This window comes from Halomonas citrativorans (genome assembly GCF_900163645.1).
GTDB lineage: Bacteria > Pseudomonadota > Gammaproteobacteria > Pseudomonadales > Halomonadaceae > Vreelandella > Vreelandella citrativorans.
Map to the genome: position 1 here is coordinate 97,711 of NZ_FUKM01000011.1, position 22,812 is coordinate 120,522.

The window sequence follows — 22,812 nt, forward strand, 5'->3', positions numbered from 1 at the left end:
ATGCGCATTACTCATTCACGACGTATTTAATCAGGAGCAGAGCGCTATGAAGTATCAGCCCCTGACATGGCATGCGGGCAATCGGTTTACCCTGCTGCCCGAGGCGTCTCGCTTTCTACCCGCCATGCTTGAAGCCATCAACCACGCCAATCACTATGTCTTGGTTGAGCTTTACTTGATGGAGTCGGGAGCGCTTGCTGACCAGGTTATACAAGCACTTACAACGGCAACCCAGCGGGGTGTAAGGGTGTATCTGCTGTTGGATGGCTTTGGTTCCAAGGGGCTTGCTAGCAGCGACCGCGAGCGACTTCTTGACGCGGGCGTGGCGCTGCGCTTTTTCAATCCGGTGGGACTACACTCATTGGCCCGGAACCTTAGTCGTGACCACCGCAAAATTATAGTGGTCGATGGGCAAATAGCTTTTACCGGTGGGTTTGGCGCCGTCGATGAATTTTTAGAGGCATGGTACGACATTGCCGTGCGTATTGAAGGTCCGGTCATTGCCGACTGGGAGATGCTTTTTCGCAGCCTTTGGCGCTCGCGTTTAACGCGCGCAGAGGACAAGCGCCCTGCTGAGTCGCTTCCCAAACAGCGCCAGACAGAAGCGTTCGATGGTGGAGCAACTGGCCGCGCCATACAGGGCCGGGGCTACCGGTATCAGGCGATTCGTCACTCGCTTTATCGGCAAGTACACGGCGTTCAGGAGCGCCTTTGGCTCTGTACGCCCTATTTTGTGCCTACGTTTACGCTGCGCCGCCGCTTGGCACGTGCCGCAAAGCGGGGCGTGGACGTACGCCTTTTGCTGCCCGGTGCGAAGCATGACCACCCCAGCGTGCGTTACGCAGGACAACGTTTTTATCAGTCGATGCTTAAAGCGGGCGTACGCATTTACGAATTCCAGCCGACGTTTATTCATGCCAAATTTGTACTCGCGGATGACTGGGTGAGTATTGGCTCGTGTAACTTCGATCACTGGAATCTGCACTGGAACCTGGAGGCCAATCAGGAAGTTATGGACGAGCGGCTTGCTCAGGATGTGTGCGCTATGTTTGAGCGTAATTTTTCGGCCAGCAAGGAAGTGCTGGCCGAGGAGTGGGCCGCGCGCTCCTGGAAGCAGCGCGCCTTTGAATGGATATTTGGTACGCTGGATTCAGTGATTACCCGGCTTAAGTAACGATACTGGGTTGAATTAACACTGACTTAGCGGCGCTTGCGGCTCTTGGCAGGCGTTTTTTTGCGCGGCTTGGGTTTGGGCGTTTCCGGTGGAACGCGGTAATGTAAATACAAATCAAGCACGAGCTCTGGCAATTGCGCTACCAGGGTTTCCTGGTGTGCAGTGTCGCTTGCCATCTCGGCCATGTCGGGCTCATCATCAAATAGCCCGGAAAGCAGCATAAAGGGCAAAAGCAGTGTTGCCGCGGCTTCTTCATCCTCCTGGAACCAGGCGCTTTCATCGCTGAAGACGCCTTCCATAAAGCCCGCACACCAGTCGCCAATCGGTGTTTCTTCCGCAGGCAGCCCATCCAGGGTTAAATCAAAAGGCAGTTCAGGAAGTCCGCCTTGCTCCAGCACGGCCATTGCGTTGTTGCGCAGCAGGGTTAACAGATTAACAATTTCATTGCGCTCGTTATCATCGGCATAGCGCGGTTCGCCTTGAAACAGCTCAACGAGCCACTGTGCCGGTGATACTTCGCTGGGGGCTACCGCGAGTGCCACGAGAAAGCCGTGGGCGGAGATCAAGTCCAGCGCGTCTTCATCGACCTGGTCTGAGTCGAGGAAATCATCCAGCCTGTCGAGCTGCTCATCGGTCAGCAGTGGCTGCGGAGGGACAGTCTCTGGCGCGTTTGCATCGTCGGGGCGCTCTGCCATAGCAAGCCTCATGGGTTGGGTCGTTTAAAAAATGATACTAATGGGTAACCATCATCTAGGCATTCATTAATGACAAGTTTATCACTAATAGGTGCATCGCTAACGGGCACATTGCCGCTGCCGCCCTGGCCGGAAGATGAATTGGCGGCGCTGTCACCCGAGGCGCTACAAAAAGCGGCATTAAGCCGGGTCGAGCAAGCGTGGCAGCGCTGCCTGGAAGTGTATCCGCAGTTGCCGCGGCCCCGCGTATGGTTTGATTTAAAGGGCGCTTCAGCGGGGCAAGCCCATTTGGGGCGCGGTGGCCTGCGGTTTAATTTTATTTTGCTTAGTGACAATCGTACTGCGTTCTTTAACGATGTGATTCCGCATGAGATGGCGCATTGGCTGGTGTTTCATCTACGTGATGGGCGACGCTTAAAACCGCATGGGCAAGAGTGGAAAACCGTGATGCGGGACTTGTTTGGGCTAGCCCCTCACGTTACCCACCGCTTCGACGTTCATAAGGCTCAGCCCACCCCTTACCGCTATCAGTGCGCCTGCCGTGAACACCCGTTGACGGCCAGGCGTCATGCGCTAGTTAACAAAGGGCGCCGCTATCGCTGTCGTCATTGCCAGGAGACGTTGGTCTATAGCGCTTACGATAATTGTTGAAAGTCATCCAGGTTGCTGTTTTTTAAATAAAAAATGTTAATACCAATGTCTAAGAGGAAGCCGCCTAAGGGAGGTTTATGCTAGGGGAACATTCAGTGGTGTCGGGGCAACAAAGAATAATACCGACTACATTCCTATTGAGAGTGCGTTTCCACGGACATGAGGCAACTATGAGCGAACATCAAAACGTCTATCCGGTGCGCGATGCTATCGCCGCCAACGCCTGGGCCGATAAAGAAAAGTTCACGGCCATGTACCAGCAGTCCAAGGATGACCCCGAAGGTTTCTGGGCAGAGCAGGCCAAGCGTCTTGATTGGATTAAAGTGCCAACCATCATCAAGAACACCTCATTTAAACGGGATAATGTGGATATTCGGTGGTTTGAGGATGGGGTACTCAACGTGAGTGCCAACTGCCTTGACCGGCACCTTGAACAGCGCGGCGATCAAACGGCGATTATCTGGGAAGGCGATAATCCTGATGAATCCAAGCATATTACCTACCGTGAACTGCATGAGCGCACCTGCCAATTGGCCAATGCCCTGAAATCGCTGGGTGTTGAGAAAGGCGATACGGTGACGATGTACATGCCCATGATCCCTGAAGCGGCCATGGCGATGCTTGCCTGCGCGCGGATTGGTGCGGTCCACTCGGTCGTCTTTGGTGGCTTCTCGCCCGATGCGGTAGCCCAGCGGATTATTGGTGCCGATTCCAAACTGATTATTACCGCCGACGAGTCAGTGCGCGGTGGCAAACACGTGCCGCTCAAGGAGAACGTCGATTCAGCACTTACCCGCGAAGGCACCGACGTCTGCAAGAACGTGCTGGTCGTAAAACGTACCGGCGGTGACATCGACTGGAAAGAAGGCCGCGATCTCTGGTTTGATGAATTGGTTGATCGACAGCAAGCCGTGTGCGACGCCGAGCCGATGGGCGCCGAAGATCCGCTGTTTATCCTGTATACGTCCGGCTCAACAGGTGCGCCTAAAGGACTTAAGCACACGACGGGTGGCTACCTTACCTACGCCGCCATGACCCACCAGTATGTGTTTGATTACCAAGAGGGTGAGGTCTATTGGTGCAGCGCTGATGTGGGCTGGGTGACCGGACACAGCTATATCGTCTACGGGCCGCTTGCCAACGGTGCGACCACGTTGATGTTTGAAGGCGTGCCCAGCTATCCGACTCACGGTCGCTTGGGTGAAATTGTTGATAAGCATAAGGTCAACATTCTGTACACCGCGCCCACTGCCGTGCGTGCCCTGATGGCCCACGGTGACAACGTGATGAGCACCAGCTCACGCGATAGCCTGCGCCTGCTGGGTTCGGTAGGTGAGCCGATTAACCCGGAAGCCTGGGAGTGGTTTTATCGGGTGATTGGCAACGAAAATTGCCCCATTGTGGATACCTGGTGGCAAACGGAAACCGGCGGCATCATGATTTCTCCGCTGCCAGGCGCAATGGATCTAAAACCTGGCTCTGCCACGTTGCCCTTCTTTGGCGTACAGCCAGCACTGGTGGATAACGAAGGCCACCAGCTTGAAGGCGTCGCTGAAGGCAATCTGGTGATCCTTGATTCCTGGCCGGGGCAGGCGCGCTCTATCTGGGGCGATCACGAACGCTTTGTGCAGACCTACTTCGCCACCTACGATGGCATGTACTTCACCGGGGACGGCTGCCGTCGTGATGAAGATGGCTATTACTGGATTACCGGACGTGTGGATGACGTGCTTAATGTGTCGGGCCATCGCATGGGCACCGCAGAAATAGAATCCTCGCTGGTTGCGCACTCGGCGGTGGCTGAAGCGGCGGTGGTAGGTTTCCCCCACGATATCAAGGGACAGGGCATCTATATCTATGTAACACTGAACGATAGTATTGAGCCATCTGATGAGCTTAAGAAAGAGCTGACCCAGTGGGTACGTAAAGATATTGGGCCTATTGCCTCCCCCGATGTGATCCAGTGGGCGCCGGGGCTGCCTAAAACGCGCTCGGGCAAGATTATGCGGCGTATCTTGCGCAAGATTGCGGCCAACGAATGTGACGGCCTGGGGGACACAAGTACACTGGCTGACCCCTCAGTGGTTGACGAATTGATTGAGCATCGAGCCAATCAATAGTAGCTTACTACTCAGTGTCTTAAACATGATGAATGCTACGTAAGTTGATGAGTGTCAGCCAAAAAGAGTGCAAATAGCAGCATACTGCGCTTATGCGTTGTAGTGCCGGCCAGAGGGCCGGCACTGTTGCGTTTAAAAGGGTGACATAATGATGACAAAATATGCAGGTATGCTTGGGCATGAAGAAACCTTGGGGTACCATGCGTTGACCGTTTGAGCCTAGCGTCGTAGCGGCACGTATTTCCGCTGCACGAGGAACCGGAGGAATATCCATGGCAGTAGCCCATAAGTTTATCGTTGCAGACGACCATCCGCTGTTTCGTGCAGCGCTCACTCAGGCCTTGCGCCAATTAGCCCCGCAGGCTGAGATTGTCGAAGCCGACACCATGGAAGCCACAACGGAAGTGGTCAATCGCCATCCTGATGCCGACCTGATCTTGCTGGACTTGCACATGCCTGGTGCGCATGGCTTTTCAGGGCTCATTCAGTTGCGCGGCCAAATGCCGGATATTCCGGTGGCGGTGGTATCGGGCAGTGATGAACCTTACGTCGTGCGGCGGGCAATTGACTATGGTGCTTCGGGCTTTATTCCTAAATCATCGTCGTTGCAGCTGATTGCTGAAGCGGTAGGCGAAATTCTTCAGGGTGAAGTCTGGCTGCCAGAAGCGTTGGCTAACGTGTTGGAAGAGACCAGTGAAGAGGAATCGCGCTTTGCCGAAGCGATTGCTTCGTTAACGCCCCAACAGTTTCGTGTGTTGAATATGCTAACCGAAGGGTTGCTCAATAAGCAGATTGCCTACGAGCTCAACGTTTCTGAAGCAACGATTAAAGCCCATGTGACGGCGATTTTACGCAAGCTGGGCGTTCATTCGCGCACACAAGCGGTCATTGCGGCTCAAAAACTGGAAGTTGAGCCGCCTAAAGTCGAGTCATAAACGCTCTCGTGGCGTGATTAAAAAAAACCGCTTACGCGCAACGTAAGCGGTTTTTTTTCTGCGGTACATATAGGCTATGTATTGGCCCGGCTGGCCTGTAACGTGCGGGTCAATAGCGCACGAAGGGCGGCAGGTTTTACCGGTTTCAGCAGCAGTTGATAGCCGTCGCGTTTGACCTTATCCGCAACGGCTTCGGTACGGTCAGCGGTAATCACAATGCCGGGCACCGCGCCCGATAAACGCTCGCTCAGTGCGTCCAGAGCCATCAAACCGGTCACTTCATTATCCAGGTGATAGTCAGCGAGGATCGCATCCGGGTCGCCATCCATGTTGCGCAGGATGGATTTAGCGCCCCCAATGCTGGTGGCGGTAAAGACTTCACACCCCCAGCCGCTGAGCATGGCGGTCATGCCTTCCAAAATCAGGGTTTCATTGTCGATACACACAATGCGCACACCGGCTAGCTTATTGCCGCTGCGCCGGTTGGTAGGCTCTTGCTCGGCAGCGGTGATTTCCCTGGCCGCTACGATGGGCACGCTGACTGAGAACACCGTGCCCGTCCCTTCCCAGGAGCGAACCTTAATCGGATGGTCAAGCACTCGGCTCATGCGGTCGGCAATTGAGAGCCCAAGCCCCAGGCCTTTTTCACTCTCCTTGTGGCGCGATACCTGATCCAGACGGCGGAACTCCTGGAAGATTTCCGTGAGCTTGGACTCGGGGATGCCGGGGCCGCTGTCCCAGACTTCTATTAAAAGCCGTTGCCCTTGGCGACGACAGCCCAGCAGCACATGCCCATCCTGCGTATAACGCACCGCGTTGGAGAGGAAGTTTTGCACGATTCGACGCAGCATCTGCGGGTCCGAATCAACCCATAGCTGGGTTGGCACAACGTTGAGATCCAGGCCGCGGTTATCGGCCATGACTTCAAATTCAGCGCGCAGCGGGCGGAATATATCGGCGAGTGCAAAGTGGCTGCGGCGCGGTGTCAGCGCGCCGGCGTCCAGTTTGGAGATATCCAGCAACGTGCTCAACAGCTCTTCAGCGGCCTGTAGCGAGTTATCAATATGTCCGATGGTACGCTGCGTATCTGGAGTGGTTACGTTTTGCATAAGCGCTGACGTAAACAGTCGAGCAGCATTCAGCGGCTGCAATAAATCGTGGCTTGCTGCCGCCAAAAAGCGTGTCTTGGAGGCATTGGCATCTTCCGCCAGTTGCTTGGCTTGACGCAGGGCCTGCTCGGCCTCGGCGCGAACACGGTTCTCCTGACGCAGGGCGGCGTTGGCTTCAGAAAGCGCTTGGGTGCGCTCGCGAACGCGCTCTTCTAGTGTTTCATTGGTCTCTTCAAGCGCTATTTCAGCTTGACGGCGCTCGGTAATATCTTGATAAAGCGAGAAAAAGCCAAGAATCGACTGGCTGTCGCCAAAGTGAGGGGTATAGGTCACCAGCATATGGCGCATGACATCGTTGACGTGCATGGAGACTTCAAAACTTACCCGCTCTCCGTTCAGTGCTCGGGCGACCCAAGGGCCACGCTCTTCTGACTGCTTAAGTGACAACACATCCTCAAAGCGTCGGCCAATCACCGCATTACGATCAATGCTAAACGCTTGCTCATAGGCGCGGTTGGTAAACAGGTAGCGGCACTCTTTATCAAAGTAGGCAATGAGCGCAGGGACATTATCGGTGTAAATACGGATATTGTTTTCGGAACGAATCAGTGCCTCTTCAATCCGCTTTTGCTGGGTAATATCCTGGTACGTGTAAACAAATCCACCGCCGGGCATCGGATTACCCTGAACTTCCAGCACGCTGCCATCCTGACGATAGCGCACGTAGCGATGAGGATGACCGTCGCGGATATTATCCAGCAGTAGCTGGACATGCTCTTCGGGGTCGCCCGGGCCATATTCGCTGTTATGAGCGTTATAGCGGAAGATGCGATCAATCGGTGCGCCGACGCGAATTAAATGGTCGGGAAAGCGGAACAGCTCAAGATAGCGTTGGTTCCAGACGACCAGGCACAGATTTTGGTCAACAACGCTAATCCCCTGGTTAATGTTTTCGATAGTGGCCTGTAGCAGCGCCCGGTTGAACTCCAGCACCTGTGACGCTTCATCAACAATAGAGATAACATCGGAAATGCCGATTCCGCGTCCTTGCAGCGCTGAGTTAACGACAATGCGTGCCGATGATGCGCCGAGTACCGAGGCAAGAAATCGCTCGGTAAATTGAATAACATCAATGGATGCACGTGTGCTGTAGTCCAGTGGCTTGCCCAGGCGGCGCGCATAATCCTCAAATGCCCGTTCCACCTGGCTTGCGCCCAAAAAGCGCTCACATAATACCTTTAGGTCACCCACCGTAGTGGCGCCTGTCCACGGGCGGTTCACCGAGGTCTGGCGAGTTTCAACACTATCGACAAATAGCGAGGCCTGGATACGCTCAACCACTCGCTGCGAGGTCACCTGAGAGATGAAGATATAGCAAAACAGGTTAATGCCCAGCGATAGCATGACACCATGGGTAAAGCTATCGCCCAGATTCAGGCCAAAAAGGCCGGTGGGAGAGAGCCAGGCAATTCCCATAGGGCCGTCAGAGAGCCATGCCAAGGGCAGCACGCCGGCATTAGTCATGGCGGGCATCAAGAGACTGTAAACCCAGATGGCAAAGCCTGCGTTCATCCCCACGATAACGCCCAGCCGGTTACCGCGTTTCCAGTAAAGCCCGCCAATGACGGCAGGGGCAAACTGCGCGGCGGCCGCAAAGGAGAGCATGCCGATAGACGCAAGCGAAGTGAGCTCGGCGATTAGTCGGTAAAAGCCGTAGGACATCGCCAACACGACAGCAATGGTGATGCGACGGGCTCGCAGGACCAAGCGTCCGTAGTCGCGGGCTTTGGTATCAAACCAGCGCAACCGAAACAGGGCCGGGATAACAATTTCATTGGAAATCATGATGGAAACCGCGACCGCTGCAACAATCACCATGCCGGTGGCGGCTGAGAACCCGCCAATGAAGGTCAGCAGCGTTAGCCACTCATGGCCCGAGGCCATGGAAAGTGCCAACACATAGGTATCAGGCTCTACGCCGCTCTCTGAAAAGAGCAGTAATCCGGCTGCTGCCAAGGGCACAACGAAAAAAGCGATAGCCAACAGATAAAGCGGAAACAGCCAACGGGCTTTGGTGGCGTCATCTGGGTGAATATTTTCAACCACGGCCACATGAAATTGACGTGGCAGGCAGAGGATCGCCAGCATCGCGAGCAGCGTTTGTGCCCAAAAGCTTTGGCCGAAGTCCTGGTTGGCGAGTTGACGCTGAAGGCCAAGCTGGCTCTCTGCGTGCCCCATTAACTCGCCCAAGCCACCGAACATACCCCAGGTAACAAACGCGCCTAGCACAATAAATGCGACAAGTTTGACGATGGATTCAAACGCGACGGCATGAATCAAGCCTTCATGGTGCTCGGTCGCATCGGTATGACGGGTACCAAACAAAATGGCAAAGACTGCCATAATAACGGCTACATAAAAGGCGGTGTCGCCAAAGAGCGGGCTTCCCACGCTATCGCTGGCATCGGTTAGTACGCTAAACGTGGTCGAGACGGCCTTTAGCTGTAGCGCGATATAGGGAAGCGTTCCGATCAGCGCGACCAGGCTTGCAAACGCGGCAAGCGACTGAGTCTTTCCGTAGCGCGAGGCGATAAAGTCCGCGATAGAGGTGACGTTTTGGTGTTTGGCAACGCGGATCATTTTGGCCAGAACCGGCCAAAACAGTAAAAATGTCAGGATAGGACCAACAAAAATACTCGCAAAGGACCAGCCTGCCGTGGCTGCCTGGCCTACTGCGCCGTAAAATGTCCAGGAGGTGCAGTAAATGGCCAGCGCCAGGCTATACATGAGGGGGCGTCGGCGGCTGGCGCCGTGGGTACGGGCACGGCGGTCGCCGTGCCAGGCAATACCGAAGAGAATCGCGATATAAATAAAGGATACCGCGACCAGCAGCCCACCGTGAAACATGCCTATTTCCCCCACCAACGTTTATCTCGCCCAGCGAGCGGCGCGTGTAAAGAGGCCCATTCTAGGCGAAGAGCAACGCTTGCGTCTCTCCTATGCGCCGGCATTCCCGCACACGGTGGCTAACAGCGTGGATGTTTCGCGCAAGAGACGAAGTTCGCTCAACTGCGCTTCGCCAGCCTCGTTGCTTAGCGGCACCAGTTCACGGCTTTCGCAGTTCAGCAAATAGGGTTGAGTAGACACAAAGTCGGTATGACGGCGAATGAACTGGTAAAGAATAAACTCCACCACCTGGTCGCCTTCAATATCGCGGGTAATAATGTTGTCGCTATCCACCACGCTAAACTGGGTCGTGATGGGGAAAACAAACGTCCATGGGCGCCATACTTCTGTTCCGGTGGCACTACTGACGACGACGGATGATTCAGGTAACTGCTGTTGTTTGTGCTCAAACCACGAGTACTCCACGTGAATCTGATAACCGAGCATACCCAGCCCCGCAAACACCGGCACTATCCATTTAGGAAGCCGATTGCGAGATAGATTGCGCAGAATCAAACCAATGCCCGCAGCGGCCAGTGCAGCAAAAATAGCGGCAATCAAGTGCCATATCATAAAGCGATTTCCTGAAAGAGAACGGGCTTCCCAAAGGAAGCCCGGTTCGACATGGATTCCGTGAAATGCGCTCTGGCGAGCGCATTCAGGAACGATTATGGCTTAGTGATCAACTGCGGCACCAGCACCTTTTGGATAGCGTACGCTTTGCACTAGCTCCTGGATCTCTTTAGGCGGCGGCGCCGTCATGCTAGAGACAAGGAAGGCAACGGCAAAGTTGATCATGGCACCCACCGCACCGAAGGAGAGCGGGGAGATACCGAACAGCCAGTTATCCGGCGTATTGGGCAGCATGTTGGTGCCCGGGATAAAGAGCCAACCGAGGTAGGTAAAGATATACAGCAGGGTACACACCAAGCCTGACAGCATACCGGCCACGGCTCCGGCGCTGTTCATGCGAGTTGAGAAAATACCCATCATCAGTACCGGGAACAGCGAGGCGCCGGCAATACCGAAGGCCAAGGCGACGGTCTGTGCCGCAAACCCTGGCGGGTTCAAGCCAAGATAGGTGGCCAGCAAGATAGCCCCGCCCATTGAGATGCGTGCTGCTAACATCTCTTTCTTCTCACTGATATTCGGATTGATCGTGTTCTTGATTAAGTCATGACTGATCGCCGACGAGATAGCGAGAAGCAGACCCGCCGCTGTCGAGAGGGCAGCCGCAATACCGCCCGCTGCGATCAAGCCAATTACCCAGCCGGGTAGGTTGGCGATTTCTGGGTTAGCCAGAACCAGAATGTCATTGTTGACCGTCAGCTCATTGCCTTCCCAGCCGCGACTATCAGCGATAACGTCAAACTCAGCGTTGGCATCGTTATAGAACTGGATGCGGCCGTCATCGTTAAAGTCAAAGAACGTGATCAGGCCAGTCTCTTCCCAGGTGCGGAACCACTCAGGACGATCTTCGTAGAGGATTGGCTCGGCACCGGCCTCCTCATAATTGTCAACCTGGCCGGTTAGCTCCGGATAAATGGTGGTCATCAGGTTCAGACGTGCCATGGAGGCGACGGCTGGCGCTGTTAGGTACAACAGCGCGATGAAGACCAGCGCCCAGCCCGCAGACCAGCGTGCGTCAGCCACCTTGGGAACCGTGAAGAAGCGAATGATAACGTGGGGAAGGCCAGCGGTACCGATCATTAGCGAGAGCGTGAACAGCACCATATTCAGCTTGTTGTCGACGTCGGCGGTGTAATCCTGAAACCCAAGTGCCATGACGACATCATCAAGCTTTTGCAGCAACGGCAGGCCAGATTCCGTGTGGGAGCTGAACATACCGAACATTGGGATGGGGTTGCCCGTCAACTGCATGGAAATGAACACAGCCGGGATGGTGTAGGCCACAATCAGTACGATGTACTGGGCGACCTGGGTATAGGTGATGCCCTTCATGCCGCCGAAGACGGCGTACAGGAAAACAATTCCCGCAGCGATCCAGATGCCCCAAGTGCTGGGTACTTCCAGAAAGCGTGAGAAGGCAACGCCAGCCCCGGTCATTTGCCCGATAACATAAGTAACCGATGCGATAATCAGGCAGATAACCGCAACTACCCGAGCGGTACGGCTATAGAAGCGCTCACCGATAAAGTCTGGAACGGTAAACTTGCCGAATTTACGCAGGTAGGGAGCGAGCAGCATGGCCAGAATAACGAAGCCGCCGGTCCAGCCCATCAGGTAGGTTGAGTTGGCGTAACCGCCAGAGGCGATCAGGCCCGCCATGGAAATAAACGAGGCCGCTGACATCCAGTCGGCCGCTGTGGCCATACCGTTAGTGATCGGGTGAACACCACCGCCAGCCACATAGAACTCTTTTGTGGAGCCCGCACGCGCCCATATCGCGATACCGATATAGAGCGCAAAGGAAGCGCCTACAAAAAGCAGGTTAATTGCAAATTGGCTCATTCTGACTTACTCCTCAAGGCCAAATTTCTTATCGAGCTGATTCATTCTCCAGGCGTAGAAGAAGATCAGAGCAATAAAGGTAAGGATCGAGCCCTGCTGAGCAAACCAGAAGCCCAGGTCTGTTCCCCCTATTTGAATGCTTGCTAGAAGCGGTCTAAACAAAATCGCGCATCCGTAAGACACGAAGGCCCACACAATAAGGCATCCGGTAATTAAACGAACGTTGGCTTTCCAGTATTCCGCAGCATTGGATTTGTCATCTGCCATTGTGTTGCTCTCCACTTGTGTTTTTAGGTTTGGAAAGTTCACCAGGAATAGCGTTTAGCATGTCAGGGTAATTGCACGCTAAAACTACCTACCGCTTGGTTTTGTCTCTTGGTTGGTTATTGATTATTGCCGTTGATACAAGCGTTCTATGAGATTTTGGTAAGTTTTGGTTAGCACTGTGCAATTACCCTGAATGATGCATTGTCAATACTGGACAATAATCGCTAAAAAATAATCCCAGACTTTGGTATCACTATCTATTATAGACTAAATAAAGAGTTTCAAATGGCTGAATATTAGCGTTTTTACGTACATTTTTTCAGCAGACTACTCGTTAGTTGAACGATGGTCTAGGGTTTGGTTAAAAGATAATATTTGCTACTTTAAAATAGCGTTCAATGCTAACGGTTAGTTGCTGGGGAGGTGCTACTTTAGTCGTTTAAACCAACGTCGGGGCGACGTTGGAATAATAGATAAAGGTATATAGAGTAGTATGTGTTTCTTAGTGGCAGGTTTTGTACAGGCTTATTTGGGTTAATTGGTTTACTTTATTGAGAAGGGCTTATGCTAGGCAGTAGTCTGACTCTACCGTTACTAATAAAAAGTAGTAGGCTGGCTCTTAAACACCGTAAACCAGAAAGAAGTACCTCACCCGTTGATTGACGTACTTCCAATTTTACGGACGTCGCTTTTTTCTTTTGTAGTGTAAGGACATGCCCCATGGTTGATGTTGATCTGTCCCAACTGCCATTTACGTTGCTTGATGACACGGGGCGCGAGCATGTTCGTCGAGGCATGGACCTTGCCTATTTTGACCGCGATGACATTATCCTGGAAATGGGCGAGCAGGGTGCTTACGTTTTTCTTATTCATAAGGGGGACGTCGCTGAGATAGACCCCTCCTTGCCTGCGGCAAGTGCTCACATTGGGCACTACACGGCAGGGGACTTGTTTGGCGCCATTAGCATCTTGAACGGAAAAAGCCGCTACCGTTTTCAGGCTGAGCAGGAGTGCCTTTGCTACATCATGCCCAGCCTTCTGTTTAGCCAGCTTTGTCGCCAGTACCCTCCTTTTGAGCAGTTCTTTAGGCAGTCACTTGCTCACAAGGCGCGCTTGTTGACAGAAAAACGCGCCGACGGTGGTGTCACCATGGCAGGCTTTATGCTGGCCCGCATCAGTGAATGTATGCGAGCGCCCCTGCTGATGGATGCTTCTACCACTATTGCCGGGGCGGTTGAAAAGCTTAACGAAAGCCATGCCGACAGTCTGCTGGTGGAAACCCAGGGCAAGCTTGGAATGGTGACGAAAACCGATTTGCTCAATGGCTTGGTTGTGAGCGGCTTCACGCCAGCCACTCTGGTGGATCAGGTAGCGCACTTCTCCCTTGTCACGGTAACGCCTGAGCAGTACCTGTTTGAAGCCTTGGTATTAATGACCCAGCACAAGGTTACCCGCGTTGTGGTGATGGAGCAGGCTGCGCTAAAAGGCGTGGTCGAGCTGACGGATGTGCTGAGTTATTTTTCCAGCCGAAGTTATGTTGTTAGTCTGCAGGTGGAGCAGGCTGATGACCTGGAAACGCTGGCGGTTGCTAGTCATCGTACCCCTGAACTCGTCACAGCCCTTATGGCACAAGGCGTTAAGCTTAATTTTGCCATGGATCTGCTAGCGGCCTTGAATGGCCGGATTATGAGCAAGGCCTGGGATTTTGTTATCAATGAGGAGCATCATCAGCATAGCTGCCTGATGGTGATGGGTAGTGAAGGGCGCGGCGAGCAAATTTTGAAAACGGATCAGGATAATGGTCTGATTTTAGACGACGACGCCCAGTGGCCAAGTGTCGCCGACGATATGCAGGCCTTAACCGAGACGCTCATAAAACTGGGCTACCCGCCGTGCCCTGGTAATATTATGGTCTCTAATCCCGAGTGGGTTGCCAGCGTTTCTCAGTGGAAGAAGCGTATTGCTCAATGGGCCAATGTGCGCGATGGCGATAGTTTAATGAGGCTTGCCATTATGCTGGATGCCCACTCAATGGCAGGTAATCCATGTTTACTTGAAAGCGTGCGCGAGGCGCTATTTGAGCGCTGTGCCCGTGATGAAATTCTGCTTTCCTACTTTGCACGTGCGGCTCTGCGTTTTTCGACACCGCTGACGCTTTTTGGCTCGCTTAAAAAGCCTCAGCACGGTATTGATATCAAAAAAGGCGGCATTTTCCCGATTGTCCACGGTGTACGTACCATGGCGCTTGAGCGGCGCATCAGCGTAACCTCGACGCTGGGCAGGTTGACGGCACTGGTTGATGACGGCCGCCTTGAACGACGCACAGCTGATGATTTAGGAGAGGCACTTTCACTGTTGACCGAGCTGCGTCTCAAGCAGCAACTTAGCGGGCAGGATATGGACGATGCACGCTCCAATCACGTGGTGGTGCAAGAGCTCTCGTCGCTTGAGCGAGATTTATTGCGCGAGTCGCTACATATCGTTAAAGACTTTAAACAGCGCCTCTCCTATCGTTACCATTTAGAGTATTCATGAGCAGCGCTATGCAAGGCGGTAAAAAAGGCATGGCACTGCTGGGGCAAACGCTGCGCAGAATATTTAAGCGTGAGCGAGATCGGCGCCGCTATGCGAATTCGCCTTACGCTTGGCTTTTTCAGCCCTATATGGGGGAAGAGCTAGTGGCGCTGGCTTGTGAATCAATACCCGGTGAAACGTCGGTATTAAGTGTGGCTGCCGTAGTACTTAATCAACAGCAAGTGCACACAAGCCAGCCGTGGGTGGCAACGTTTGCCGACCCACAAACGGTTGACCAGGCGGCGCTGCGCCAGCATCAGCAGCTTTATAATACCGCTACGGCGGTACTCCCCTGTGCCGAGACACTGCATGCGTTTACCGATTTTATTGGCAACCGGCCGCTGGTCGGGTGGCAACTGGACCAGCAGTTTTGCATGCTTAATAGTGCCTTTAGAACGCACCTGGGGTTTGGGCTGCCCAATGTTCAGGTCGATGTGGCCAAACTACATCAGCGCCAATTACGCCGTTTACATCCGCTAGTGGAGTCTTCCCAACCGTTTTCCGAGGCGTTGGATTGTTGGCAAGTGCCTGCTATCTCGACCCAAGGGTTGTTAGGCAAAGCCACCGCAAGCGCCTTACTGTATATGCGCTTACAGCGTGATATGACGCAATCGGGCTAGCTTCTAGCGTAGTGGCGTCCATACAGATGGCCGTAGTGATAACCGTAGTGATAACCAGAGTGATAACCAGAGTGATAGCCGTAGTAATGACCATAGTGACGACGTGATTTTGCCAGTTGGGTGAACGACGGGAGTATTGTTAGAATAGCGGCTGCTCCTTCTACCATTGGCAGTGCTTATACCATGCAACACCTTGATCATTTTGACCCCGCCGCAGCAACCGTTGCACCGACGCCTGACCTACAGGACCAGTCGGCGCTTGAGGATGCCAAACAAAAGCGCGAATTCAACAAGTTGCAAAAGCGACTGCGGCGCGAGGTAGGTAATGCGATTATCGATTACCAAATGATCAATGAAGGTGATCGGATCATGGTGTGCCTGTCGGGTGGTAAGGACAGCTACACCATGCTTGAGATTTTACGCAATCTTCAGCGCAATGCGCCGGTGAATTTTTCACTGGTGGCGGTCAATATGGATCAAAAACAGCCTGGTTTCCCTGAGCATATACTGCCCCGGTATCTGGAAAAACTCGGCGTGGAGTACCGCATTCTGGAGCGCGACACATACTCGGTAGTGAAGGAAAAAACGCCGGAAGGCAAAACGACCTGCGCGCTTTGCTCGCGGTTAAGGCGCGGGTCGCTCTACGGGTTTGCCGAAGAAATTGGCGCCAACAAGATCGCCCTTGGCCATCATCGTGAAGATATTCTGGAAACGCTGTTTCTGAATATGTTCTTTGGCGGCAGCCTGAAGGCAATGCCACCCAAGCTGCTTTCCGATGACGGCAAGAATATCGTGATTCGTCCGCTGGCCTACTGTAAAGAGGCGGATATCGCAGAGTTTTCGCGCCTGATGGAGTTCCCGATTATTCCCTGCAACCTGTGCGGTTCGCAGCCGAATATGCAGCGTCAGGTTGTTAAGGAAATGCTGGCCGAGTGGGATAAAAAGCATCCGGGGCGTTTGGAAAGTATGTTTAAAGCGGTCACTAACGTCGCGCCTTCGCAGCTAGCTGACCGCGACCTGTTTGACTTTGCGGGGCTGGAAGCCAAACAGGAAGCGCTCATGGCGGGGCGTATTGAAGCATTTAGCGTGAGCTAATCACTGGCTCTTCCTCTTCGGCAAGCGCTATAAGCCGCTGCATATCGAGGATGTTAACCTCCCGCCCTGAGACGGCCACCACGTCTTGCTGTTGAAAACGGCTCAAGATACGGCTGACCGTCTCAACCGCCAGCCCCAAATAATTGCCGATATCCGCACGCGCCATTGAAAGCCTAAAGCTGTACGGGGAGTAACCCCGACGCCGAAAACGCTCTGAAAGCGTCAGCAGGAAACTGGCCAGCCGCTGGTCGGCGGTTTTGCGCGACAACAGGCGCATCATGCGTCGGTCATCGCGAAGCTCCTTGCTCATACTGCGATATAGCTGGCCACGAAGCTCTGGCAGCTCCTCTGAAAGCAGGTCCAGCCGGTCAAAGGGGATTTCGCAGATAGTGGTGGTTTCCAAGGCAATCACGCTGCCTGGGTAGTGTTCTTCATCAATGCCGTCCAATCCGACAAGCTCGCTGGGCAAAAAGAAGTTAGTGAGCTGGTCGTTGCCATTACCTTCGCTGGTTACCTGTTTTAGGCTGCCTGAGCGAACGGCATACACGCTGGTAAAACGGTCGCCTTGACGAAACAGTGTTTCGCCCTTTTTCAGCGGTGCCCGGCGCCTGATGATGGCATCAAACTGCCCCATGTCTTCAAGCTCAAGCGCTAGCGGCAGGCAAAGCGAGCTTAGGCTGCAGGTCTGGCAGCGTGCTTCTTGAAGAAGAGAGCGTCGTTGGCTTGTTGAGGGTGGCATGACTATCTCCCTGTTTCTCTTTTGCCTAAATGTTATCTACCGCACGCGTTAATGCTGCCGGTTAAACAATTCTTGAGTAGCATTGGCTTGAATGCCCCGGTAGGTACGCATCAAATGCCATGGCCAGTTGGCGAATCAGTAAACGGCCCATTGGCGTCGCCTCAAGCGTATCACCCAAGCGAACGATTAGCCCATCCTGCTCAGCAGGGCGTAGGCTTTCCAGCGCACTGGCAAAGTAGACGTTGGCGTTTATCTGCCATTGCTGGCTAAGCGTTGCTAAATCCAGACGCATATCGCACATTAAACGTTCGATAACGTCGGCTCTTATTAGGTCATCCTGATTTAATCGTACGCCTTTCACGATAGCCAGTCGACCTTGATCCAGGCTTTCTTCGTAGCTAGTCAGGTCAGTAGGATTTTGCGCATAACTGTCGCCTATTCGCGAAATAGCTGACACGCCCAGACCGATAAGATCGCACCTGGCATGGCTGGAGTAGCCCTGAAAATTGCGCTGTAGCGTGCCGTTGGCTTGGGCAACCGCTAGGCTGTCATTGGGTTTGGCAAAGTGATCCATCCCAATATGCCGATAGCCCGCAGCGGTCAGCATGTCGATGGTCGTACGCAGAATCGAAAGCTTTTCATCCGCGCTTGGCAGATCATCCACGTTGATGCGCCGCTGAGGCTTGAAGCGTTCAGGCAAATGCGCGTAATTAAACACGGATAAACGCGCCGGATTTAACGCGATAACCTGTTCAAGCGTCTTGGCAAAGCTCCTTTCCGTTTGAAAGGGAAGACCGTAGATTAAATCCAGATTCAGCGAACGAAAGCCCAAACGGTGTGCTTCATCCATTAGTGTTTCGGTGAGCACGCGGGGCTGATGGCGGTTAATCGCCTTCTGAACACGTGGGTCCAGGTCCTGTACGCCAAGGCTCAAGCGGTTGAAGCCCAAAGACTGCAGGTGGCGCAGGGTTAAAACATCGGCTTCGCGCGGGTCGATCTCAATGGCGTAGTCGCGGTCTGGTGCGCTTGAAAGGCCAAAGCGGGCGTCCAAGCGATCAATCAAGTCCCCCATCTGTTCGAGTGAAAGAAACGTGGGAGTTCCCCCGCCCCAGTGCAACTGATTGACAGGGCGCTTGGCATCCAGGTGGCGGGCCGTCAGGACCATCTCACGATCTAGCCGATAGAGATACGACTCGGCCAGGGCGGTATTTTTTGTCGCAATTTTATTGCACGCGCAATAAAAGCAGATTTTGCGACAAAACGGGATGTGGACGTAGATGGAGAGCGGGCGCTGGCTTGCGTTGCTGCGCTCAATGGCTTGGGTCGCATCTTTGGCGGTAAATTCCTCGTGAAAGGCCAGCGCCGTCGGGTAGGAGGTGTAGCGTGGGCCGCTTTTATCATAACGGCGCAGCAATGCTTCATCCCAGCGGGTGCTGGATGACGCGGTAGCAGTAACGGATGAGGGGACAGCCGTGGCACATACAGGCATGAAGAGGCGCTCCGGTAGCTGAAAATACGTTTTAAAAAGCTACCGATAGGCTAAAGAACATAGCGCTGTAGCGCGTTGCGCCAGGTCAATGATTGGCGTGTGAATGCCCACCTGAGTGCATGCTGAGTGACCAAAGCTGCCATACGGCAAAACCGATAATGACGAGCGCGGCGATGGTTCTTGTCGCGGGGTGACGAATAAGATGATTAAGCTTACGTGCGGCAAGTCCTGTGGCCAGTAGCGCAGGCAGGGTGCCCAGGCCAAAAGCGCCCATTAATAAAGCCCCCAGAAGCGGTTGGGCCGTCGCCAGGCTCCAGGCCAGCATTGAATAAACCAGCCCACAGGGCAGCCAGCCCCAAAGGGCGCCTAGCGCGAATGCCTGGGGGAAATGAACCACCGGCATCAAACGTCGTCCCAAGGGCTCAAGGTGACGCCATAATCGTCTGCCCACGGCTTCCACGCGCAAAAGCCCTTTCCACCAGTTAGCAATATACAGCGCCATAAGAATCAGCATGAGTGCTGCAACGCCTTGCAGCAGTTGGCGCGCCAGCAGTGAGGGCGAAAGCACGGTGCCCAACGCGGCTACCAGCGCGCCTGCCGTCATGTAGCTTAATATTCGGCCCAGATTGTAGCTTAGCAGTAGGCCGCCCATACGTGCCGAGCTACGCATACTGGGCGGGATGGCAAAGGTTAATGCGCTCATGACGCCTCCGCACATGCCGATGCAGTGGGCCCCGCCCATCAACCCAAACACAAACGCGGCGATAAGCGGAGGAAGATCAAGCCCGGTCGGGTTCATGGCACGCCTTTGACTACTGAAGTGGATAAATGGGAGGTGGATACGTTTGAAGTAGATAGCCTGCGTGAAAAGCGTAGCGTATTAGCAATGACGGCAAGCACACTGACGCCAGCGCCCGTGATGGCGCCAAACGGCGATAGAACGCCCACTGCCGCCAGGAAAAGCGCTATCACGCTGATGGAGGCCGCCATACCCATTGAGTGTTGTATGCAGCGCTGCGTGGCGCGCGCAATGCCAAGGGTTTCTACTGCGCGCCCGCTTCGTGGGCTGAGTATGACTACGTCTGAGCAAGACGCTATCGCCTCATCTGCTGCCTGCGTTGTTTTGGCCAATGAAAGCAGGGCGCAAGGATTCGTCATCACCACGCCTCGTGTGCGTAACTGCTGGTAAGCGACCGTCAGCGCCGCTGGGGTTGCCAACGCCAGGGCGCAAGGGCTGCCTGCTATCAGCAGAGAAAGCAGTACATCCAATGCCATTAGCGGTTTAAACCACCACCAGATCGCTGTCACGCCCAGCGTTATGATAAGCAGGCCAACGGCCCATTTGTGCACGCCGCGCGCATTAATACTGGCCAGGTGCTTTCCAGTAAAAGCAGCGCCAACCAAGGCGCCTAGCGCTGCGATACGGGTATGGGCAGGCGGTTGGACTACGTTAATCACCAGCGGGTTTTCGAGGTTTTGGCAGCCTGCCAGCACGCTATCTCCTTTAGCGTAACTCACCGGGAGCGGTTCGCCGGTGAGCTGTGAGGTGTTCAGGCTTGATGCGCCTTGCTCGATAATGCCGTCAATAGGTACCCGCTGTCCCGCATTCACAACGATACGATCACCTGGGCAAAGCTCGCACACGGGTAAAATTCGTTCGCTTTCGTCGGGATAGCGCCGAATGGTCGTGGCGGGTAGGGCTCCTTTAAATGTGTCTTGAGGGCTTCTTAAAATGGGTAGTGATCGAGCGCAGCCAAGCAGCAGTAACAGCGTTGTGAGCAGCGCAATCATGCCAACGTACATGCCAACGTAGTGCTCCCCTGGGTGAAAAAAAGATGCGTAGCCGCTGGCCAGGTAAGCGCTGCCCAAGGCCAGGGCAATAGGCACGGCCGGACCCAACAAACCACGCTTTATATCGGCAAGCGCCTGTCGAAAAAAAGGCGGTGTGGCAAACAGCATGACAAGCGTTGCCAGTACCATGGGAAGCCAGTGAAGCAGCGTAGTAGTACGCGTATTGAGATCCCCCCGTGCTTCGCCTTGCAAAAAAAGCATGAGCAGCGCGATACCGAGAAGGCACGCCCCCGATGCTCCCAGCCGCCAAGCACCCAGGCGCTTTTTATAGCGCACGCGTTCCTGTGCAGGGTCTGGCTCAAAAGGCAGGGCGCTGTAGCCAATACCGGCAAGCTCGGCCAGTAGCTGGGAAAGCTTAAGCTTGCTGGGTTGCCAGCTAACGTGAAGGCGATGCCGTGATAAATCGACGGCACTTGAAATGATGCCCTTCAGCGCATTTAAGCGATGTTCAATTAACCAGCCACAGGCATTGCAGGTAATACCTTCTACCGCGAACGTAGCGCTTAACTGGTCACTGTCGACGCCAGGGGGTAACGTTTTCCGGAATTTTGTCTCAAATTCAGGGCTGTCGAAATACGCCCAGGCATCGCTATCGAGTGACTCTCCGGCGGGCGTTTCGGGCAGCTCAGTGCGCTGCTGGTAATAGCGCTCCAGGCCGCCCTGTACAATGGCATGGGCAACGGCCTCGCAGCCTGGGCAGCACAACGGGTACGTGGTGGCGTCCAGCGTTATATGCCAAGGCGCATTGCTCGGAACAGGGCTGCCACAGTGGTAACAAGAGGAGGCCGATAACGTTGTCATGGCCTCGTTGCCCGTTCTTTAAATAACCGTATCATCAACGCTTTATCAGGCAAGAGTGTTTCCTTAAGGTAGCAGCCATCTGAAAACTCTTGAATGAATAGTGAAGGTTTAACGGATTAAAATGCCAGGAGAAAGAAAACAGTGATGCCAGACGCTTATGCAGGATATTTGCCCCTTCCACCAGACGCGCTAGAGGATGCCTTGACGAAAATTGAAGCGCCCAGATTCTTTTTAGTGGAGGGGCTTGGGCCGCTGGCAGTGGTGGGGCGGGCGCATATCGGGCGTATTTTATGGACGCATGGCGCAGGCGCTGGGCATCAGTCGTCTTTTATGCAGCGCATGATCAATGGGCTGGCAGCCCAGGGGCTTCAGGTGTTTGCGATTGACTTTCCCTATATGCAGCAGATTAATCAACAGGGGAAACGCCGCCCGCCACCGCCGGTTGCTCACACGGTAGCGCATTTTACTGCCTGGTATCGTCTGCTTGCGCCATTGGCGGCATCGCCACTGTGGGTGGGCGGAAAGTCGATGGGCGGACGGGTTGCGACGATGTTGGCCAGCCAGCAGGCTTGCCCTGGTGTTATCGCCGCGGGCTATCCGTTTCATCCGCCGAAAGCACCTGAAAAACGTCGGTTAAGTCACTGGCCTGATATTCACTGTCCGGTACTGGTACTACAAGGCGAGCGTGACCCGTTTGGTACGCGTGAAGAAGTAATTGGCTATCCATTAACGCCTCAAACCAGGCTTGACTGGCTAACTGATGGTGACCATGACTTTAAGCCAAGGCGTGCTTCTGGATTAAAACATGAGTTTTTGATTGACGAGGCAGCCTCACTTGCGGCATCCTTCGTCCGCGCTCATGGAACGCCTTCGTGAATGTGAGCAACGCGCTGGTTTAAATCATAAAGTTTAAACATAACGTGTTGACATTCAGCAGGGCTTCTGTAGAATGCAGCGCCACGTGACCAGCGGGTGGTTAGCTCAGTTGGGAGAGCACCAGCCTTACAAGCTGGGGGTCACTGGTTCGAACCCAGTACCACCCACCATCGAAAGATGGTCTGGAAACGTAAAGCAGTACCAAAGTAATATCAGCATGATGTAATGCGGACCGGTAGTTCAGTTGGTTAGAATGCCGGCCTGTCACGCCGGAGGTCGCGAGTTCGAGTCTCGTCCGGTCCGCCATCATCATACGTTTTACTTTGTAGCAGTTATCGCTATTCGGACCGGTAGTTCAGTTGGTTAGAATGCCGGCCTGTCACGCCGGAGGTCGCGAG

General features: G+C 54.1%; 17 protein-coding genes and 2 tRNA genes. 10 read left to right on the forward strand and 9 right to left on the reverse strand.

What is annotated here, in order from left to right; translation table 11 throughout:
* The first annotated feature begins 46 nt into the window (after positions 1–46).
* Positions 47–1,174 (forward strand): phospholipase D-like domain-containing protein, encoded by a 1,128-nt coding sequence (locus tag CZ787_RS02900; RefSeq protein WP_087105986.1) that lies wholly within the window; start codon positions 47–49, stop codon positions 1,172–1,174.
* Positions 1,175–1,200: 26 nt separating this feature from the next.
* On the opposite strand, the gene CZ787_RS02905 is transcribed toward CZ787_RS02900, so the two are convergent.
* Positions 1,201–1,869 carry a YecA family protein gene (locus CZ787_RS02905; protein WP_087105988.1) on the reverse strand — a complete coding sequence of 223 codons (669 nt, stop codon included), beginning with the start codon at positions 1,867–1,869 and terminating at the stop codon, positions 1,201–1,203.
* A gap of 69 nt (positions 1,870–1,938) precedes the next feature.
* Between CZ787_RS02905 and CZ787_RS02910 the strand changes: the two genes are divergently transcribed.
* The 3 genes from CZ787_RS02910 (at position 1,939) to CZ787_RS02920 (ending at position 5,575) form a co-directional block, all read left to right on the forward strand.
* Positions 1,939–2,520 (forward strand): SprT-like domain-containing protein, encoded by a 582-nt coding sequence (locus CZ787_RS02910; RefSeq protein ID WP_087105989.1) that lies wholly within the window; start codon positions 1,939–1,941, stop codon positions 2,518–2,520.
* Between the two features lie 170 nt (positions 2,521–2,690).
* A complete protein-coding gene (gene acs, locus CZ787_RS02915) occupies positions 2,691–4,640 on the forward strand; it encodes an acetate--CoA ligase (protein WP_087105991.1) in 1,950 nt (649 codons plus the stop codon).
* A 272-nt stretch (positions 4,641–4,912) separates the two neighbouring features.
* A complete protein-coding gene (locus CZ787_RS02920; protein ID WP_016916171.1) occupies positions 4,913–5,575 on the forward strand; it encodes a LuxR C-terminal-related transcriptional regulator in 663 nt (220 codons plus the stop codon).
* Positions 5,576–5,649: 74 nt separating this feature from the next.
* On the opposite strand, the gene CZ787_RS02925 is transcribed toward CZ787_RS02920, so the two are convergent.
* From CZ787_RS02925 to CZ787_RS02940, 4 genes are all read right to left on the reverse strand, one after another.
* Positions 5,650–9,591, reverse strand: coding sequence for a NahK/ErcS family hybrid sensor histidine kinase/response regulator (locus CZ787_RS02925; protein WP_087105993.1), 3,942 nt, complete (start codon positions 9,589–9,591; stop codon positions 5,650–5,652).
* Between the two features lie 90 nt (positions 9,592–9,681).
* Entirely contained in the window at positions 9,682–10,203 is a 522-nt protein-coding gene (locus CZ787_RS02930) for a hypothetical protein (protein ID WP_087105995.1), read from the reverse strand.
* A 102-nt stretch (positions 10,204–10,305) separates the two neighbouring features.
* A complete protein-coding gene (locus CZ787_RS02935; protein WP_087105997.1) occupies positions 10,306–12,102 on the reverse strand; it encodes a sodium:solute symporter family protein in 1,797 nt (598 codons plus the stop codon).
* A gap of 6 nt (positions 12,103–12,108) precedes the next feature.
* Positions 12,109–12,369, reverse strand: coding sequence for a DUF4212 domain-containing protein (locus CZ787_RS02940; RefSeq protein ID WP_087105999.1), 261 nt, complete (start codon positions 12,367–12,369; stop codon positions 12,109–12,111).
* 720 nt (positions 12,370–13,089) lie between these two features.
* Between CZ787_RS02940 and CZ787_RS02945 the strand changes: the two genes are divergently transcribed.
* The 3 genes from CZ787_RS02945 (at position 13,090) to ttcA (ending at position 16,658) form a co-directional block, all read left to right on the forward strand.
* On the forward strand, positions 13,090–14,904 hold the full coding sequence (locus tag CZ787_RS02945) for a putative nucleotidyltransferase substrate binding domain-containing protein (protein ID WP_087106001.1): 1,815 nt from the start codon (positions 13,090–13,092) through the stop codon (positions 14,902–14,904).
* Positions 14,901–15,563 (forward strand): DNA polymerase III subunit epsilon, encoded by a 663-nt coding sequence (locus tag CZ787_RS02950; RefSeq protein ID WP_225733820.1) that lies wholly within the window; start codon positions 14,901–14,903, stop codon positions 15,561–15,563. Before CZ787_RS02945 ends, CZ787_RS02950 begins: the two co-directional genes overlap by 4 nt.
* Positions 15,564–15,746: 183 nt before the next feature.
* Positions 15,747–16,658 carry a tRNA 2-thiocytidine(32) synthetase TtcA gene (gene ttcA, locus CZ787_RS02955; RefSeq protein ID WP_087106003.1) on the forward strand — a complete coding sequence of 304 codons (912 nt, stop codon included), beginning with the start codon at positions 15,747–15,749 and terminating at the stop codon, positions 16,656–16,658.
* On the opposite strand, the gene fnr is transcribed toward ttcA, so the two are convergent.
* The 4 genes from fnr to CZ787_RS02975 form a co-directional block, all read right to left on the reverse strand.
* Positions 16,645–17,397, reverse strand: coding sequence for a fumarate/nitrate reduction transcriptional regulator Fnr (gene fnr / locus CZ787_RS02960; RefSeq protein WP_087106005.1), 753 nt, complete (start codon positions 17,395–17,397; stop codon positions 16,645–16,647). The genes ttcA and fnr overlap by 14 nt on opposite strands.
* A gap of 61 nt (positions 17,398–17,458) precedes the next feature.
* Positions 17,459–18,886, reverse strand: coding sequence for an oxygen-independent coproporphyrinogen III oxidase (gene hemN, locus CZ787_RS02965; protein WP_087106007.1), 1,428 nt, complete (start codon positions 18,884–18,886; stop codon positions 17,459–17,461).
* Between the two features lie 85 nt (positions 18,887–18,971).
* Positions 18,972–19,685: a sulfite exporter TauE/SafE family protein gene (locus CZ787_RS02970; protein WP_087106009.1), complete on the reverse strand. Its 714-nt coding sequence runs from the start codon at positions 19,683–19,685 to the stop codon at positions 18,972–18,974.
* Positions 19,682–21,538 carry a heavy metal translocating P-type ATPase metal-binding domain-containing protein gene (locus CZ787_RS02975; RefSeq protein ID WP_087106011.1) on the reverse strand — a complete coding sequence of 619 codons (1,857 nt, stop codon included), beginning with the start codon at positions 21,536–21,538 and terminating at the stop codon, positions 19,682–19,684. The genes CZ787_RS02970 and CZ787_RS02975 overlap by 4 nt, the downstream gene beginning before the upstream one ends.
* A gap of 144 nt (positions 21,539–21,682) precedes the next feature.
* Between CZ787_RS02975 and CZ787_RS02980 the strand changes: the two genes are divergently transcribed.
* The 3 genes from CZ787_RS02980 to CZ787_RS02990 all read left to right on the forward strand — a co-directional run bounded on the left by CZ787_RS02980 (position 21,683) and on the right by CZ787_RS02990 (position 22,720).
* Entirely contained in the window at positions 21,683–22,414 is a 732-nt protein-coding gene (locus CZ787_RS02980; protein ID WP_140398962.1) for an alpha/beta fold hydrolase, read from the forward strand.
* A 94-nt stretch (positions 22,415–22,508) separates the two neighbouring features.
* A tRNA-Val gene (locus CZ787_RS02985) sits at positions 22,509–22,584 on the forward strand.
* A 59-nt stretch (positions 22,585–22,643) separates the two neighbouring features.
* Positions 22,644–22,720, forward strand: a tRNA-Asp gene (locus CZ787_RS02990).
* Positions 22,721–22,812 lie beyond the last annotated feature (92 nt).